General features: G+C 31.7%; 16 protein-coding genes. 8 read left to right on the plus strand and 8 right to left on the minus strand.

Annotated elements, in window-relative coordinates:
- Nucleotides 1-77 precede the first annotated feature (77 nt).
- From lptB to Q4512_RS12375, 4 genes are all read right to left on the minus strand, one after another.
- The gene (gene lptB / locus Q4512_RS12360) at nucleotides 78-818 is read right to left on the minus strand and encodes an LPS export ABC transporter ATP-binding protein (protein WP_303425133.1); all 741 of its coding nucleotides are present in this window, start codon (nucleotides 816-818) and stop codon (nucleotides 78-80) included.
- A gap of 74 nt (nucleotides 819-892) precedes the next feature.
- Nucleotides 893-1,243 (minus strand): carboxymuconolactone decarboxylase family protein, encoded by a 351-nt coding sequence (locus tag Q4512_RS12365; protein ID WP_303425136.1) that lies wholly within the window; start codon nucleotides 1,241-1,243, stop codon nucleotides 893-895.
- A complete protein-coding gene (gene tatC, locus Q4512_RS12370) occupies nucleotides 1,236-2,078 on the minus strand; it encodes a twin-arginine translocase subunit TatC (protein WP_303425139.1) in 843 nt (280 codons plus the stop codon). The genes Q4512_RS12365 and tatC overlap by 8 nt, the downstream gene beginning before the upstream one ends.
- On the minus strand, nucleotides 2,078-3,043 hold the full coding sequence (locus Q4512_RS12375) for an SIS domain-containing protein (protein ID WP_303425143.1): 966 nt from the start codon (nucleotides 3,041-3,043) through the stop codon (nucleotides 2,078-2,080). Before Q4512_RS12375 ends, tatC begins: the two co-directional genes overlap by 1 nt.
- A gap of 197 nt (nucleotides 3,044-3,240) precedes the next feature.
- On the opposite strand from Q4512_RS12375, the gene Q4512_RS12380 reads away from it, so the two are divergent.
- The 5 genes from Q4512_RS12380 (at nucleotide 3,241) to Q4512_RS12400 (ending at nucleotide 8,607) form a co-directional block, all read left to right on the plus strand.
- On the plus strand, nucleotides 3,241-5,442 hold the full coding sequence (locus Q4512_RS12380) for an ATP-dependent DNA helicase RecQ (protein ID WP_303425145.1): 2,202 nt from the start codon (nucleotides 3,241-3,243) through the stop codon (nucleotides 5,440-5,442).
- Nucleotides 5,443-5,620: 178 nt separating this feature from the next.
- Nucleotides 5,621-6,553: a peptidylprolyl isomerase gene (locus tag Q4512_RS12385; protein ID WP_303425148.1), complete on the plus strand. Its 933-nt coding sequence runs from the start codon at nucleotides 5,621-5,623 to the stop codon at nucleotides 6,551-6,553.
- A gap of 227 nt (nucleotides 6,554-6,780) precedes the next feature.
- Complete coding sequence (locus Q4512_RS12390; protein WP_303425151.1) at nucleotides 6,781-7,209, plus strand: hypothetical protein; 429 nt, start codon at nucleotides 6,781-6,783, stop codon at nucleotides 7,207-7,209.
- A gap of 96 nt (nucleotides 7,210-7,305) precedes the next feature.
- Entirely contained in the window at nucleotides 7,306-8,004 is a 699-nt protein-coding gene (locus Q4512_RS12395; protein ID WP_303425154.1) for a lipopolysaccharide assembly protein LapB, read from the plus strand.
- Nucleotides 8,005-8,061: 57 nt separating this feature from the next.
- Complete coding sequence (locus Q4512_RS12400; RefSeq protein WP_303425157.1) at nucleotides 8,062-8,607, plus strand: YfiT family bacillithiol transferase; 546 nt, start codon at nucleotides 8,062-8,064, stop codon at nucleotides 8,605-8,607.
- A 33-nt stretch (nucleotides 8,608-8,640) separates the two neighbouring features.
- Here the strand turns inward: Q4512_RS12400 and Q4512_RS12405 are convergent, their stop codons facing one another.
- The gene (locus tag Q4512_RS12405) at nucleotides 8,641-9,582 is read right to left on the minus strand and encodes a hydrogen peroxide-inducible genes activator (protein ID WP_303425159.1); all 942 of its coding nucleotides are present in this window, start codon (nucleotides 9,580-9,582) and stop codon (nucleotides 8,641-8,643) included.
- A gap of 103 nt (nucleotides 9,583-9,685) precedes the next feature.
- On the opposite strand from Q4512_RS12405, the gene Q4512_RS12410 reads away from it, so the two are divergent.
- Complete coding sequence (locus Q4512_RS12410) at nucleotides 9,686-10,165, plus strand: Dps family protein (protein ID WP_303425162.1); 480 nt, start codon at nucleotides 9,686-9,688, stop codon at nucleotides 10,163-10,165.
- Nucleotides 10,166-10,259: 94 nt separating this feature from the next.
- On the opposite strand, the gene Q4512_RS12415 is transcribed toward Q4512_RS12410, so the two are convergent.
- Nucleotides 10,260-10,724: a DUF2141 domain-containing protein gene (locus Q4512_RS12415; RefSeq protein ID WP_303425164.1), complete on the minus strand. Its 465-nt coding sequence runs from the start codon at nucleotides 10,722-10,724 to the stop codon at nucleotides 10,260-10,262.
- Between the two features lie 158 nt (nucleotides 10,725-10,882).
- Here Q4512_RS12415 and Q4512_RS12420 point away from each other — a divergent pair, with 158 nt between their 5' ends.
- Nucleotides 10,883-11,494 carry a trimeric intracellular cation channel family protein gene (locus Q4512_RS12420; protein ID WP_303425165.1) on the plus strand — a complete coding sequence of 204 codons (612 nt, stop codon included), beginning with the start codon at nucleotides 10,883-10,885 and terminating at the stop codon, nucleotides 11,492-11,494.
- Between the two features lie 49 nt (nucleotides 11,495-11,543).
- On the opposite strand, the gene Q4512_RS12425 is transcribed toward Q4512_RS12420, so the two are convergent.
- Both Q4512_RS12425 and Q4512_RS12430 read right to left on the minus strand, forming a co-directional pair.
- Nucleotides 11,544-13,697, minus strand: a complete 2,154-nt coding sequence (locus Q4512_RS12425) for a M3 family metallopeptidase (RefSeq protein WP_303425167.1) — start codon at nucleotides 13,695-13,697, stop codon at nucleotides 11,544-11,546.
- Between the two features lie 54 nt (nucleotides 13,698-13,751).
- Nucleotides 13,752-14,459: a peptidylprolyl isomerase gene (locus Q4512_RS12430; protein WP_303425169.1), complete on the minus strand. Its 708-nt coding sequence runs from the start codon at nucleotides 14,457-14,459 to the stop codon at nucleotides 13,752-13,754.
- 2 nt (nucleotides 14,460-14,461) lie between these two features.
- Between Q4512_RS12430 and Q4512_RS12435 the strand changes: the two genes are divergently transcribed.
- Nucleotides 14,462-15,103, plus strand: a complete 642-nt coding sequence (locus Q4512_RS12435) for a CoA pyrophosphatase (protein ID WP_303425172.1) — start codon at nucleotides 14,462-14,464, stop codon at nucleotides 15,101-15,103.
- The last annotated feature ends 49 nt before the right edge of the window (nucleotides 15,104-15,152 follow it).

Consider the following 15,152-nt stretch of genomic DNA (forward strand, 5'->3'; position numbering starts at 1 on the left):
ATTTTTTATTGCTAAGGTCTTTTTTTAATTAAATGCAAAAAAATCAAAATGAAGACTTATGCAATCAGGAGTAGTTGTTAGAAATCTAATTTTTTTCTTCTAAGTTCAAAGTTCTGACCAAGATATACTTTACGTACCATTTCATCTTCGGCAAGTTCTTCTGGTTTTCCAGCTTTTAAAATACCCCCTTCAAACATTAAATACGTTCTATCTGTAATGGCTAGAGTTTCTTGTACGTTGTGATCTGTAATTAAAATACCAATATTCTTTTTGGTAAGTTGTGCAACAATACGTTGAATATCTTCAACTGCAACAGGGTCTACTCCAGCAAAAGGTTCGTCCAATAGAATAAAATTAGGGTCTGTAGCAAGCGCACGTGCAATTTCGGTACGTCTACGTTCTCCACCAGAAAGTAAATCGCCTCGACTTTTTCTAATATGTCCCAAACCAAACTCTTCAATAAGCGATTCCATTTTATCATGTTGCTCTTTTTTGCTTAATTTGGTAAGTTGTAATACACTTAGAATATTGTCTTCTATACTTAGTTTTCTAAACACCGAAGCTTCTTGTGCTAAATAACCAATACCATTTTGAGCACGTTTGTACATGGGGTATTTGGTAATGTTGGTGTCTTCAAGAAAAATATTTCCACCATTAGGTTTTATTAATCCAACAATCATGTAAAACGAAGTTGTTTTTCCGGCGCCATTAGGTCCTAAAAGACCAACAATTTCTCCTTGATTCACTTCTAAAGAAACGTCTTTTACCACTTTTCTTCCGCTATAGGATTTCATTAAATGTTCTGCTCTAAGTTTCATATGTACAATGCTTGTTGTTAAAAATAATAAAAACCAAAATACTAGGGTGTATGTACTAGTAATTTAAGTAAAGTTTAACCTTGTGCTTCTTCTAAGGCATCCCAATATTCGTATGCTTTTCGTAAATGTGGAATCACTATAGTTCCACCAATTAAATTGGCAATACTTAAAGATTCTACTACTTGCTCTTTAGTAAGCCCTTCTTTGTGGCATGCTTCTAAATGGTATCTTACACAATCGTCACAACGTAAAACCATAGAAGCTACAAGGCCCAGTAATTCCTTTGTTTTTTTGTCTAAAGATCCTTCCGCGAAAGCGTTAGTATCTAAATTAAAAATACGTTTGATTACTTTATTATTATCTGCAAGAATTTTATCATTCATTTTAGAACGATACTCGTTAAACTCAGTTACTATATTAGACATGCTTTTTTATTTTATTTTCAGGGTTTTTTTTAGAATCTCTTTTTACTACAACTTTTGAAATATAAATACTTACTTGATATAGTATTAATATTGGTATCGCCACTATAATTTGACTTGCAATATCTGGAGGCGTTATAATTGCAGAAAGAATTAGTACGATTACTAAAGCGTATTTTCTGTATTTTTTAAGGAATTCTGGTGTCACTAATCCTACTTTAGTTAAAAAGTAGATAATAATAGGAAGCTCAAAAATTAAACCCGAAGCTATTACTGTAGCTCGAACCAAACCAATGTAGCTTGCTAAATCGAAATCGTTATGTACTTCTTGGCTAACAGAGTAGGTGCCTAAAAAGTTAATCGATAAAGGAGTTACTATATAATAACCGAAAAGAACACCTATAAAAAATAATATAGAGGAAATAATAATAAATCCACTGGAGTGTTTGCGTTCGTTTTGATGCATTCCCGGACTAATAAAGGCCCAGAGTTGGTATAATATATAAGGAAAAGAAATTATAAAGCCAGCGTATACAGAAGTCCATAAATGTGCTGAAAATTGTCCTGCAAGCGTTCTACTTTGAATTTCAAACGGAAAACTTTCTCCACAAAAAGACGAGTTTTCAATACCAATTAATTCGCTTGCACTACACAGCCATCTGTAGGTAGGGAAAGACATTTCTTTAGGTCCAAGAATAATAACATCGAAAATAAAGCCTTTAAATAAAAAAGCAACAATACCACAAAGCACTACTGCAATACAAATACGCACTAAATGCCATCTTAAATCTTCAAGATGATCTAGAAAAGACATCTCGTTTACATTTTTTTTCGCCATTATATAATACCTTCTCTAATTAAATCATGCACGTGTACCACTCCGGCAAAGGTACCGTTTTCTTCTACTAGAATTTGCGAAATGCCATAAGTCTCCAAAACCTCCATGGCATCTACAGCCATTGCGTTAACATCAATTCGTTTCGGGTTTTCGCTCATAATATCTTTAGCTGTGAGTTTCGAGAAATCGTCTACTTTAGTTAACATTCTACGTAAATCACCATCTGTAATAATTCCAATAATTTTATTGTTTTCAACTACAGCAGTAACACCAAGCATTTTTTCGGTGATTTCTACAATAACCTCTTTAATACTAGTTTCTGGAGAAACTTTTGGTTTCTGGTTTATAGAAGATATATCCTGCACTCTTAAATATAATTTTTTACCTAATGCACCGCCAGGGTGATATTTAGCAAAGTCTTTACTCGAAAAGCCACGTAATTCTAATAAACAAACAGCAAGCGCATCACCAAGTACTAGTTGTGCAGTGGTACTAGTTGTTGGTGCAAGGTTATTAGGGCAAGCTTCTTTTTCAACATAGGCGTTTAAAACATAATCTGCTTGTTGTCCTAAAAAGGAATCTTTATTACCAGTAATGGCAATCATCTTATTATTTGCATTTTTTATTAAAGGAACGAGTACTTTAATTTCTGGTGTGTTTCCACTTTTAGAAATACAAATAACGACATCGTCTTCCAGAATTAAACCTAAATCACCATGAATGGCATCTGCTGCATGCATAAAAATAGATGGAGTGCCTGTAGAATTTAATGTCGCTACAATTTTTGTCGCTATTATTGCGCTTTTACCAATTCCAGTAATGATTATTCTACCCTTAGAATTGTATATAAGGTTAACAGCATCTGCAAAATCATCATTTACTAAACTAGATAAATTTAAAATTGCTTTGCTTTCTAATTCAATGGTTTTCTTTGCTGTAGATATAATAGAATGAATATTGCTCAAAATTTATGAGTTTTTTAGGTTGTTGCTAATAAAGATTTTTTTATCTTTAATGTTGGTCAATTTTTTATAATTTGTATTCTATAAAAATGTAATGCAAAGTTAACGAAAAATAAATGAGGTTGATTATATACACTAGTAATTAATAGCAAAAAGAATTTAGTGTATTTTTATTATAATTTTAATATTAAAAGCAATACATGTCTATTATTGAAAAGGACTTACACGTCTCCCTAAAAAAATATTTTGGATTTAGTAAGTTTAAAGGATTACAAGAAGGTGTTATTCAGAGTATTTTGTCTGGCAAAAACACATTTGTTATTATGCCAACTGGAGGAGGTAAATCATTATGTTACCAATTACCAGCCCTAATGCAACAAGGTACAGCTATAGTTGTTTCTCCTTTAATTGCATTAATGAAAAATCAAGTGGATGCCATACGTAGTGTTTCCGAACACGATGGTGTTGCGCATGTTTTAAATTCTTCGTTAAATAAAACGGAAGTAAAACAAGTAAAACAGGATATAACAGATGGTGTTACAAAACTATTATATGTTGCTCCAGAGTCATTAACAAAAGAAGATAATGTAGAGTTTCTTCGTACGGTTAAAATTTCATTTATGGCTGTAGATGAAGCGCATTGTATTAGTGAATGGGGACATGATTTTAGACCAGAATACAGAAACTTAAAAAGTATTATTCAACGTATTGGCGATAATATACCAATAATAGGTCTTACAGCTACGGCCACACCAAAAGTACAAGAAGATATATTAAAAAATCTTGGTATGCAGGATGCTAAAACTTTTAAAGCATCTTTTAATAGACCAAATTTATATTACGAAATACGTCCTAAAACCAAAAATGTAGATGCAGATATTATTCGTTTTATTAAACAAAACGATGGGAAATCTGGAATTGTATACTGTTTAAGTAGAAAACGAGTTGAAGAACTAGCCCAAGCTTTACAAGTAAATGGAATAAAAGCAGTACCATATCATGCCGGTTTAGATGCTAAAACCAGATCGAAACATCAAGACATGTTTTTAATGGAAGATATTGATGTAGTCGTTGCAACTATTGCTTTCGGAATGGGAATAGATAAACCTGACGTTCGTTTTGTAATTCATCATGATATTCCAAAAAGTATTGAAAGTTATTATCAAGAAACTGGTAGAGCAGGACGTGATGGTGGCGAAGGGCATTGTTTAGCATATTATGCATATAAGGATATTGAAAAGTTAGAAAAATTCATGTCAGGGAAACCTGTTGCTGAACAAGAAATTGGGCATGCATTACTACAAGAAGTTGTCGCTTTCGCGGAAACTTCTATCTCTAGAAGAAAATTTATTTTACATTATTTTGGTGAAGAATTTGACACCAAAACTGGAGAAGGTGGTGATATGGATGATAATGTACGTCACCCAAAAAAACAACAACAAGCTAAAGAACAAGTGAAAATTGCTTTAGAAGTTGTAGCAAGTACGAACGAAAAATATAAATCTAAAGACTTAGTAAATGTATTAACGGGTAAAGAAAACGCCTTAATAAATTCGCATAAAACTAACGAACAACCCTTTTTTGGTAAAGGAAGTAGTAAAGATAAAATATATTGGATGGCTTTATTAAGGCAAGCACTTGTAGCTGGTCTATTAAAGAAAGATATAGAAACTTATGGTGTAATAAAACTAAAAGAGGCAGGTAAGGATTTTATAAAAAATCCGAAATCTTTTATGATGACCGAAGATCATGTTTTTAATAAAACCAATGACGATTCTATAGTTACAGCATCTAAAGGTAGTGGTGCCGTTGCAGATGCTACTTTAATGGCAATGCTTAAGGATTTAAGAAAGAAAAACGCAAAGAAACTTGAAGTGCCACCATTTGTTATTTTTCAAGACCCATCTTTAGAAGATATGTCTTTAAAATATCCAATTACTATGGAAGAGCTTTCTAATGTGCATGGCGTTGGTGATGGTAAAGCAAAAAAATATGGTAAAGATTTTATTTCACTTATTTCTAAATATGTTGAAGAAAACGATATTATTAGACCAGACGATATGGTTGTTAAATCTACAGGAACCAACTCCGCATTAAAACTTTATATTATTCAAAATGTAGACAGAAAATTACCATTAAGCGATATTGCTTCAGCAAAAGGAATGGAAATGGCTGCATTTATTAAAGAAATGGAAGCTATCGTGTTTTCGGGAACTAAGTTAAATATAGATTACTGGATTAATGATCTTTTAGATGAAGACCAACAAGAAGAAATTCATGATTACTTCATGGAATCGGAAACCGATAAAATTGATGTCGCTATTGAAGAGTTTGATGGCGATTATGATGATGAAGAATTACGACTTTACAGAATCAAGTTTATTAGTGAAGTGGCTAATTAGTGATTTAGACATATACTAAAGTATTAAAGAAAGAGTTAAGTAGCAAAAGTATTACTTGACTCTTTTTTTGTTACCTATCGTTCGTCATCAAAAATAGGATGCTATGAAACTTTCTATCATTAACTTTTTAACTTGAAACTTAGTTTCCTATCTTTGCAGCTTATTAAAAAACAACAAGATGCAAGACGGATTATACGCAAAATTTAATACAACAAAAGGCGAAATATTAGTAGCTTTAGAATACAAAAAAACTCCAGGAACAGTAGGTAACTTTGTTGCTTTAGCAGAAGGAAACTTAGAAAACGAAGTAAAACCACAAGGAACTCCTTATTATGATGGATTAAAATTTCATAGAGTAATCCCAGATTTTATGATTCAAGGAGGTTGCCCTCAAGGAACAGGAACTGGAAATCCAGGTTATAAGTTTGATGATGAGTTTCATCCCGATTTAAAGCACGATGCACCAGGAGTATTATCTATGGCAAATGCAGGGCCAGGAACAAATGGAAGTCAATTTTTTATCACACATATCGAAACACCTTGGTTAGACGGTAATCATACTGTTTTTGGTAAAGTAATAGAAGGACAAGATGTAGTAGATGCTATTGCACAAGGAGATGAAATTACAACTTTAGAAATTGTAAAAGTAGGAGCAGAAGCAGAAGCATTTAATGCTGTAGAAGCATTTAGAACTTTTGAAGGTTCTCGTGAAAAAAGAATAGCAGAAGAAAGAGCAGCTCAAGATGCCGCTTTAGATAAAATATCTGCAGGATTTAATAAAACAGAAAGTGGGTTACGTTACCAAATATTACAAGAAGGTAATGGTGCTAAAGCAGAAAAGGGTAAAACTGTTTCTGTACATTATAAAGGACAATTAGCAGATGGAACTGTTTTTGATTCCTCTTATAAAAGAAAAGAACCAATTGAGTTTCCATTAGGAGTAGGTCAAGTTATTTCTGGTTGGGATGAAGGAGTACAACTTTTAAAAATTGGAGATAAAGCACGTTTTGTAATCCCTAGCCATTTAGCTTATGGTAGTGCAGGAGCAGGTGGAGTAATTCCCCCTAATGCAACGCTTATTTTCGACGTAGAGTTAATGGATGTGAAATAAACGATCCTTTTATAGATTTAATAAACGCCTCATTTTAATGAGGCGTTTTTTTATATAAACAATAAAAATCGTTGAAACGCATTTAATTTCGGTTAAACGACTGTTTTTGTTTTTTTACACATTGTTTTTTAACTGTTTTAGTATACCGTTAGTCTAAAAATAGTAGTACTGTCTTCTCCTATTTTTATTTTTACTTTATTTTTGTAGCACCCCAAATTTACTGCATAATGAAAAGTATAAAAGAAACAAATCTCTATCAGGAGGTGTTAAAAGAGCTGAATTATAGTTACGGAAATGTATTTATTTTTAATGGCTATGTGGTTTCTGAAATTAATGAAGGAATAATTTTTACATGGGATGCACATGCAAAAAGAATTACTAAAGATATTTCTTGTTTTTTAGGGACAGATGGATCCGATTTAATATACATTTCCAATAGAATTAACCCTTATTCGATACAGGCTTTAGATTGGTTGAAGTATTTTAAAAGCAGTTACTCGTTAGAAGGATATTATGTTGTAGGACAAGAAAAGAGTAGTGTGATAAATACTATGTTTGAGAATCTTTTCTTTAACTCAAAAATTAGAAGATTCACTTCTTTATATGAAGCAATAGACGCAGCAAAAGTGTGTAAAGGTTTATTGGTAAAAGAATAATGATTATTTTTTTACAAAGAAAATAAGTAACAAAAATAAAAAACATTCGTCTCATTTATAATGAGACTTTTTTATTGTTAATCTAAAACCATCCAAATGAAAACCAGATTATTACTATCTTCTTTAATGTTAATCATTTTAAGTTGTTCTAAAAAAGTAACGTATTCTCCAGAATTTATAGAAGAAACATCGGGACGCTATTTATTTAATCAAGATGATGTTATTGAAGTGTTTTATGAAAATAATAAACTGCTTTTAAAATGGAGAGGTGCTAATAAATTTGAGCCTCTAGTTATAGATGAAAACACTTTTTTTATAACAGACTTATATAAAAAACTACGATTTGTACAGCATCCTGAAACCAAAAAACGCTACTTGTCTGTAATACCGAAAGTGGATAGAAACCAGATTACTTATGATTATTTAAAAGTTTCAGATACTTTTAAAACACCTAGTATGTATTTAAAAATTGGCGATTACCAAAATGCACTTAAAGGATTTCTTGAAATTAAAAAACAAGATTCTACAAGTTCGTTGATTAATGAAAGAGAATTTAATAGGTTAGGTTACCAATTTATAAGAGAAAAAAAATATTTAAAAGCAATAAGTGTTTTAAAGATTAATGCATCTTTACACCCAGAGAGTGATAATGTTTACGATAGTCTCGCAGCTGCTTATTTGGTAAATGGCGACAGTTTACTAGCATTTAATAATTATAAAAAAGCTCTTCAATTAAATTCCAGAAATAGAGCAGCAAAAAAATATATAGAAGCATATAATACTAAGAAGAATTAGTAGCTAAATTATATATAATAAGCACTTCTTTTTGAGTTGTGTTTTTTATATTTAAGGATGAATAATATTATATTAGAAAAACTAAAATTTCCTATAGGACCTTTTCAATGTCCTGAAAATATAACGGCACAACATATTGAAGAATGGATATCAGCTTTAGAATATTTTCCTAAGAAATTAGAAAAATTAATATCTTCTTTAACGAATGAACAGTTAGATACTCCATACAGACCAGAAGGGTGGACCGTGAGACAAGTGATTCATCATCTTTCAGATAGTCATCATCATAGCTACATTCGATTTAAATGGGCCTTAACCGAAGATAAACCGGTTATAAAATATTATTATGAACAACTTTGGGCAGAACTAGACGATGCTAAATATGCGCCAATAGACATGTCTATTAACCATTTAAAAGCAATACATGCTAAATTAGTGTATCTGCTTAAAAGTTTAAATGATGCAGATTTAAATAAATCTTTTATACATCCTGAGCACAATGAAGAAGTTGTTTTAAAAAAAAATATAGGTATTTATGCTTGGCATAGTAACCATCATTTTGCACACATCGAAAGTTTAATGCAACGTGAGGGCTGGTTGTAGGTTGTTTTTCTATTAGGCTTTAAAAAATATCATTTATTTTTTTGCTAAAGGACTAATAATTTCTACATTCTGAAACGCAATAGCACCTCTAATAATCCCAGCGATTACATCTTGTAATGCTTCAATAATTTGCATTTTAAGTTCGCTTTTGTGATATAGAATACTAACTTCTCTGGCTGGAGAAGGAGCATTAAAATAGTGTATGTTTTCTTTTGCAGTGGTATTCATATCTAAAGTGTGTAAGTATGGTAATAAGGTCATGCCTAAACCTTCGTTAGATAATTTTATTAATGTTTCGATACTACCGCTTTCTAATTGAAATGAATCTTCTTTATGGTCTTTAAAAGCTTTACATAAATTAATGACTCCATCTCTAAAGCAATGGCCATCTTCTAATAAAAGCATATCATCAATTTCTAAATCCGTAGTGCTAATTTTCTTTTTAGAATGCAATCTGTGACTTTGCGGTATATAACCAACAAATGGCTCGAAATAAAGTACGCGTTCTTTTATGTTTTCATTTAATAAAGGGGTAGCTGCAATTGCAGCATCTAGATGTCCTTCGTTAATTCTATAAATAATTTCTTCGGTAGTGAGCTCCTCGATAATGAGCTTCACTTTTGGGTATTTTTTAATGAACGTTTTTAAAAACATTGGGAGTAGTGTTGGCATTACGGTAGGTATTATTCCTAATCTAAATTCACCTCCAATAAAACCTTTTTGTTGGTCTACAATATCTTTAATTCGATACGATTCATTAACTATATTTTTTGCTTGATTTACAATCTTTCTTCCAACATTAGTAAGTTCTATAGGTTTTTTGCTTCTATCAAAAATTTGAATGTCTAACTCGCTCTCTAGTTTTTGTATTTGCATACTTAATGTTGGTTGCGTAACAAAACATTTTTCGGCAGCTTTCGTGAAATTCTGGTTTTCGGCAACGGCCAAAACATAATATAATTGTGTGATTGTCATCTGTATCAATTTAGACTATAAAAATATAAAAACTATCAATAAAGCTTATACTTAAAAGCGTTAATTATTGAATAAATTTGTAGTATAACAAAAAACAATAATTATGACTCTAAATAGTATAGGATTAGACTCCAAAATAACAAAAGAATTAGCACAAGATTTAAACGGATTATTAGCTAATTTTCAAACGTATTACCAAAATTTAAGAGGTATACATTGGAATATTAAAGGAAAAGCATTTTTTAATCTTCATGTAAAATTTGAAGAGTTATATACCGATGCAAATATGAAAGTAGATGAGATTGCAGAACGTATTTTAACTTTAGGGGAAACACCTTTACATACTTTTGAAGATTATAGTAAGCATGCAAAAGTTCCTGTAGGAAAAAATATATCTCAAGATACAAAGGCTGTAGAGTTAATTGTAAATTCTCTAAGTGAATTATTGCAAATAGAACGTGCTATTTTAGAGAAGGCAGGAGATGCAAACGATGAAGGAACTAACTCTATGATGAGCGATTTTATTGCAGAACAAGAAAAAACAGTATGGATGATGAAAGCTTGGTTAAATGAAACCGTCTAAGTAAGTAGTTATTCCCTAAATAACGGATTGATTATTAGTGAAAAAGCCACGAAAATTTTAATTTTCGTGGCTTTTGTTTTACATATATATTATACTATAAGCGAATAGTGATATTTGAATCTTCATTTTTTATTTCCACCTTTGCTAGATCAAAAGTTGGAGGTCCATAAAGTATTGGGTTGTTAGACATACCATAATGCTCTTTTGGCATTCCGTTTAATTCGAAGTCCATTTTCTTATTGTTATTTTCATCATGTACAGCCATAATAGCATATTCGCCAGGAAGTACATTTTTATACGTAATAGTAACCGTGTTTCCTTCAATTATAGTTTCGGCAGTTTGAAGTCCTTCTTTTCCAGTCATAAATGTACTTTTATCATGTAATGAAGAAAGTATTTTTCCGTTGGTGTTTCTAATGTTATTAACCGTTACGGTAACTGTATTTCCTTTGTTTTCATTTTGTGCTTGACTAGATATTGAGGAAGCAATAAATAGTGCTACTACTAATACAGATTTACTTACAGATTTTAAAATGTTGATTTTTGTTAAAGTGTTCATGGTGTGTTTTTTATTGATTACAGTGTAAAGATGCATTCGTTATAAAGAGTTTAGAAAAAAGGATTACTCAAATGTAGATTCATACCGATGAATTGTATTTTAAAAGTTAAATGGCATAAATTGCAGGCTTTAAAAATTGAAATTTTAAAATAAATCTTATGTTTTATATCATAGATATTTTAGGTACTATCGCTTTTGCTATTTCTGGGGTTTTAATAGCTATGAATAAAAAGATGGATCCTTTTGGAATTCTAATTATTGCATTTGTAACTGCAGTAGGAGGAGGTACTTTGCGAGATATATTAATAGGTCAAACACCAGTTTCTTGGATGACAAATATGACCTTTACCTATGTTATTTTAGCTACTACTGTTTTAACAATACTTTTTAGAAGTAAAATTAATTACTTAAGAACATCTTTGTTTTTATTTGATACAATAGGGATTGGTCTATATACTGTTGTTGGAGTAGAAAAAGGACTTTCAGCAGGATTAAACCCCGTTATTTGCATTGCACTTGGTACCATTTCTGCTTGTTTTGGAGGTGTGATTAGAGATATTTTGTGTAATGAAATTCCTGTCATTTTTAGAAAAGAAATTTATGCTACAGCTTGTATTCTTGGAGGTCTTACTTATTTTTTAATTAGAAAACTACCCATAGATAATAATTTTGTTTTTGTTATTGCGGGAATTGTAGTTATAATAGTTAGGCTAATAGCTGTTAGGTTTAAAATTAGTTTACCCAATTTATATAAGACTCAAAAATCATAAAAAAAAGCTACACATTATGTGTAGCTTTTTTAGCTTTTGGAGCTGTGTTTTATTTGGTTATAGGAAAACCTCGATCTTTCATTAATGCTTCAATTTTAGCATCTCGACCTCTAAACAATCGATATGCTTCTGCTGGATCCATTGCGTTTCTTGGAGCAAATAAATATTGAACTAATTTGTCTGCTGTTTCTTTATCGTAAAAGCCATCTGGTGCTTCTGCAAAAGCTTCCGAAGCATCGCTAGTTAAAACATCTGCCCACATATATCCGTAATATGCGGTTGCATAACCTTCCCCAGAAAAAACATGTCCGAAGTGCGGTGTTCTATGACGCATTGGTAATTCTTTAGGCATTTTTAAAGCGGCTAAAGTTTTTCTTTCAAAAGCATCAATATCTATATTAGTTGGATCTGCAAGATGTAATTTCATATCTATTAATGCTGAAGCTAAATACTCTGTGGTACCAAATCCTTGATTAAATGTAGCGGCTTTTTTAATTTTTTCAACTAAAGAAGACGGAATTGGTTTTCCGGTTTTATAGTGGACTAAAAATCGGTTAATTACTTGATCTGTAGATAACCAACGTTCTAATAATTGTGATTGAAACTCGGTGTAATCTCTAACACCTCCGTTTAAAGTTGGATACTTTACATTAGACGAAAAGAAGTGTAATGCATGACCAAACTCGTGAAAGAAAGTGGTGGCATCATCCCAAGAAACAAGTACTGCTTCTCCAGGAGCGGGCTTTACAAAGTTAGAATTGTTAGATGCAAGAACATTGGTTGCTCCTTCAAAAGTAGTGTGGCTTCTGTAGGTTGTTGCCCAAGCTCCAGAGCGTTTTCCTTGTCTTGCAAAAGGATCTAGATACCACAGCCCAATATTTTTTCCAGAGTCTTTATCTGTAACTTCCCAAACATTTACATCTTCATGAAATACAGGAACGCTCCCTTCTTTTACAGGGGTGAATTTATAGTTAAATAACTTTTCGGCAGTAAAGAATAGCGCCTCGGTTAATTTATCTAATTGTAAATATTGTTTTACTTCATCGCTATCTAAGTCGTATTTCTTTTTTCTTACTTTTTCTGCGTAAAATCTATAATCCCAAGGTTCTATAGTAATATTGTCTCCATTTTCATTAGCAACAGTTTGCATATCTGCAACTTCTTCAGCAACTCTGCCAATTGCAGCTGGCCAAACAGCCATCATTAAATTCATAGCGTTTTCAGGAGTTTTTGCCATGCGGTCTTGTAAACGCCAAGCTGCATAATTGTTGTATCCCATTAGTTCAACACGTTCTTTACGAAGTTTTAATATTTTTGAAATAATTGCATTGTTGTCATAATCGTCTCCATTGTCGCCTCTAGAATAGTAGTTTTCCCATACTTGTTTGCGTAATTCTCGATTGGTAGCATATTTTAAAAAAGGATCCATAGAAGATCTTGTATTTGTAATAGCATATTTACCTTCTTGTCCATTATCTAATGCGATTTTTGCTGCAGATTTTATAAAACCTTCCGATAAACCTCCTAATTGATCTTCATTTAAATAGGTAATGTAATTCTCTTCATCATGCAAAACATTGTCTGAAAATGTATTATATAAAGAGGAAAGCGCTTTGTTAATAGCAGCATAGCGTTCTTTTTTTTCCGAATCTAAATTTGCACCATTCATTTCGTAGCTTTTATAGGTAAGTTCTACTACGCGTTGTTCTTGAGCTTCTAAAGGTTTTTTTTGCGAAGCATTATACACTGCTTTTATGCGTTGAAATAGTTTTTCGTTTTGTGTTATTTTAGATCTATAATCGGATAGTTTAGGTGCTAATTCTGATTGTATTTTTCTAAATTCGGGAGAAGACATATTGCTGCTTAAAATACCATAATATGTATACACTCTTTTTAGTGTTTTTCCTGAGGATTCAAGTGCTTCGATAGTGTTTTTAAAGGTTGGTACTTCTGTATTGTTAGCTATTTTGTCAATTTCTGCTAAGCTTTCTGTCATACCAAAATGGATAGCTTCTTCAATGTCGCTTACTTGCATCTCATTAAAAGCAGGAACACCTTGGTATGGTCCAGTCCATGCTGTAGTTAATATGTTTTTACTCATTTTGGTATTTTGTTGTTTTTCTTCGGTTTTACAATTAGTAAGCGTAATTAAAACGCATAGACTTATTGTTTTTAGGTATTGTAAATGTTGTTGTTTTATCATTTTGTTGGGTATGTTTCTGGTTTATAAAGATACAAATATGTTGGTCGGAAAAGCTTAGTCTATTATCTCTACCTTTCTAATATAGACATTGTGTAAAGGCCATTCGGCATTATCGGTTTCTTGTTTTGCTATTTCGTCTACGACATCCATCCCTCTAATTACTTTGCCAAAAATGGTGTAATCGCCATCTAAATGATAGGCGCCATCTTTTTTCTGAACAATAAAAAATTGGTAGGGAGAAGCTAGTTTGTAAGGGTTTTCAATCGCTCCACTAGGCATACTGACCGCTCCTCGATGATGTTTATAGCCTCGTTTGGTATCTGTTGGTAATAAATATTTACCAATTTGTTTGCGTTTGCGTTTTACTTTGGCATCGTCTGTACTGCCTCCTTGTATGATAAAATTATTTACAATGCGATAAAATTGCGTATTATCAAAATACTTTTGTTTGGTTAAAAAGATGAAGTTTGCACGATGAAACTTGGTTTTTTCATATAGTAAAATATCAATTTCTCCATAATCTGTAGTTATACGTATTTTGTTTTCTTTGTTGTGTTTTTCGTATTCTAAAAAGAATTCCATCGCATTATCATCTGTAAGCAATGGAAATTCTCTTTTTGGCGTTATTACAGAGTCTTTTTTTACTAGTTCTTTTTCTTCGGAAGTATTTTGAATTACTTTTGAAGTATTCTTTATTTTCGTTTTTTTATCTTGACAATTCAGAAAAAGTATAGAAATAAAACATAATAATATAAGTCGCATAGATGAATTTTAATCAGTTTTTAAAAGCTACATCAAAAATAAGCAATCTTGAACTTCCTGCCGAAGCATCTCAATTTAAAATGTCTCCTCCTTTTAGAGAAGCCCTTTTAAAGCAACAACAAAGTAAGATTAAAAATGCAAAACAATCTGCAGTTATGGCGCTTTTTTATCCAGATGAGGAGCAAGAAACCAAGTTTGTTTTAATTTTACGAAAAACCTATAAAGGAGTGCATTCTGCACAAGTAGGATTTCCAGGAGGTAAAGTGGAAATAGAAGATACTTCTTTGAAACATACTGCATTGCGTGAAACGGAAGAAGAAATAGGTGTGCCAATGCAGACTATTGAAACGCTTAAAGCTTTAACGCAAGTGTATATTCCGCCAAGTAATTTTTATGTCCAGCCATTTTTGGGTTATAGTGTTAGTAGACCAAATTTTATAAAACAAGAAAGTGAGGTAGAAGATATCTTAGAGGTTTCGCTGGCTCATTTTCTAGAAGAACAGAATGTGGTAACTAAATACGTTTCAACATCTTATAATCGAGATGTGGAAGTTCCAGCTTATAAATTGAATAACCATATCGTTTGGGGAGCTACCGCAATGATGCTTAGTGAAATTAAAGACTTGTTAAAACTAGCCTTGTAAAGGCTTAGTTTTACTACATTTGTATTCTAATTAAATAGTAAAATATATT

This window comes from Oceanihabitans sp. 2_MG-2023 (assembly GCF_030547245.1).
Lineage (GTDB): Bacteria > Bacteroidota > Bacteroidia > Flavobacteriales > Flavobacteriaceae > Oceanihabitans.

Coding starts and splice junctions, on each gene's coding strand:
- Q4512_RS12365 (WP_303425136.1), bottom strand. CDS start 1,243: ATGTCTAATATAGTAACTGAGTTTAACGAGTATCGTTCTAAAATGAAT.
- Q4512_RS12435 (WP_303425172.1), top strand. CDS start 14,462: ATGAATTTTAATCAGTTTTTAAAAGCTACATCAAAAATAAGCAATCTT.
- Q4512_RS12395 (WP_303425154.1), top strand. CDS start 7,306: ATGAAAACCAGATTATTACTATCTTCTTTAATGTTAATCATTTTAAGT.
- Q4512_RS12415 (WP_303425164.1), bottom strand. CDS start 10,724: ATGAACACTTTAACAAAAATCAACATTTTAAAATCTGTAAGTAAATCT.
- tatC (WP_303425139.1), bottom strand. CDS start 2,078: ATGGCGAAAAAAAATGTAAACGAGATGTCTTTTCTAGATCATCTTGAA.
- Q4512_RS12430 (WP_303425169.1), bottom strand. CDS start 14,459: ATGCGACTTATATTATTATGTTTTATTTCTATACTTTTTCTGAATTGT.
- Q4512_RS12410 (WP_303425162.1), top strand. CDS start 9,686: ATGACTCTAAATAGTATAGGATTAGACTCCAAAATAACAAAAGAATTA.
- Q4512_RS12405 (WP_303425159.1), bottom strand. CDS start 9,582: ATGACAATCACACAATTATATTATGTTTTGGCCGTTGCCGAAAACCAG.
- Q4512_RS12390 (WP_303425151.1), top strand. CDS start 6,781: ATGAAAAGTATAAAAGAAACAAATCTCTATCAGGAGGTGTTAAAAGAG.
- Q4512_RS12425 (WP_303425167.1), bottom strand. CDS start 13,697: ATGATAAAACAACAACATTTACAATACCTAAAAACAATAAGTCTATGC.
- Q4512_RS12380 (WP_303425145.1), top strand. CDS start 3,241: ATGTCTATTATTGAAAAGGACTTACACGTCTCCCTAAAAAAATATTTT.
- lptB (WP_303425133.1), bottom strand. CDS start 818: ATGAAACTTAGAGCAGAACATTTAATGAAATCCTATAGCGGAAGAAAA.
- Q4512_RS12400 (WP_303425157.1), top strand. CDS start 8,062: ATGAATAATATTATATTAGAAAAACTAAAATTTCCTATAGGACCTTTT.
- Q4512_RS12385 (WP_303425148.1), top strand. CDS start 5,621: ATGCAAGACGGATTATACGCAAAATTTAATACAACAAAAGGCGAAATA.
- Q4512_RS12420 (WP_303425165.1), top strand. CDS start 10,883: ATGTTTTATATCATAGATATTTTAGGTACTATCGCTTTTGCTATTTCT.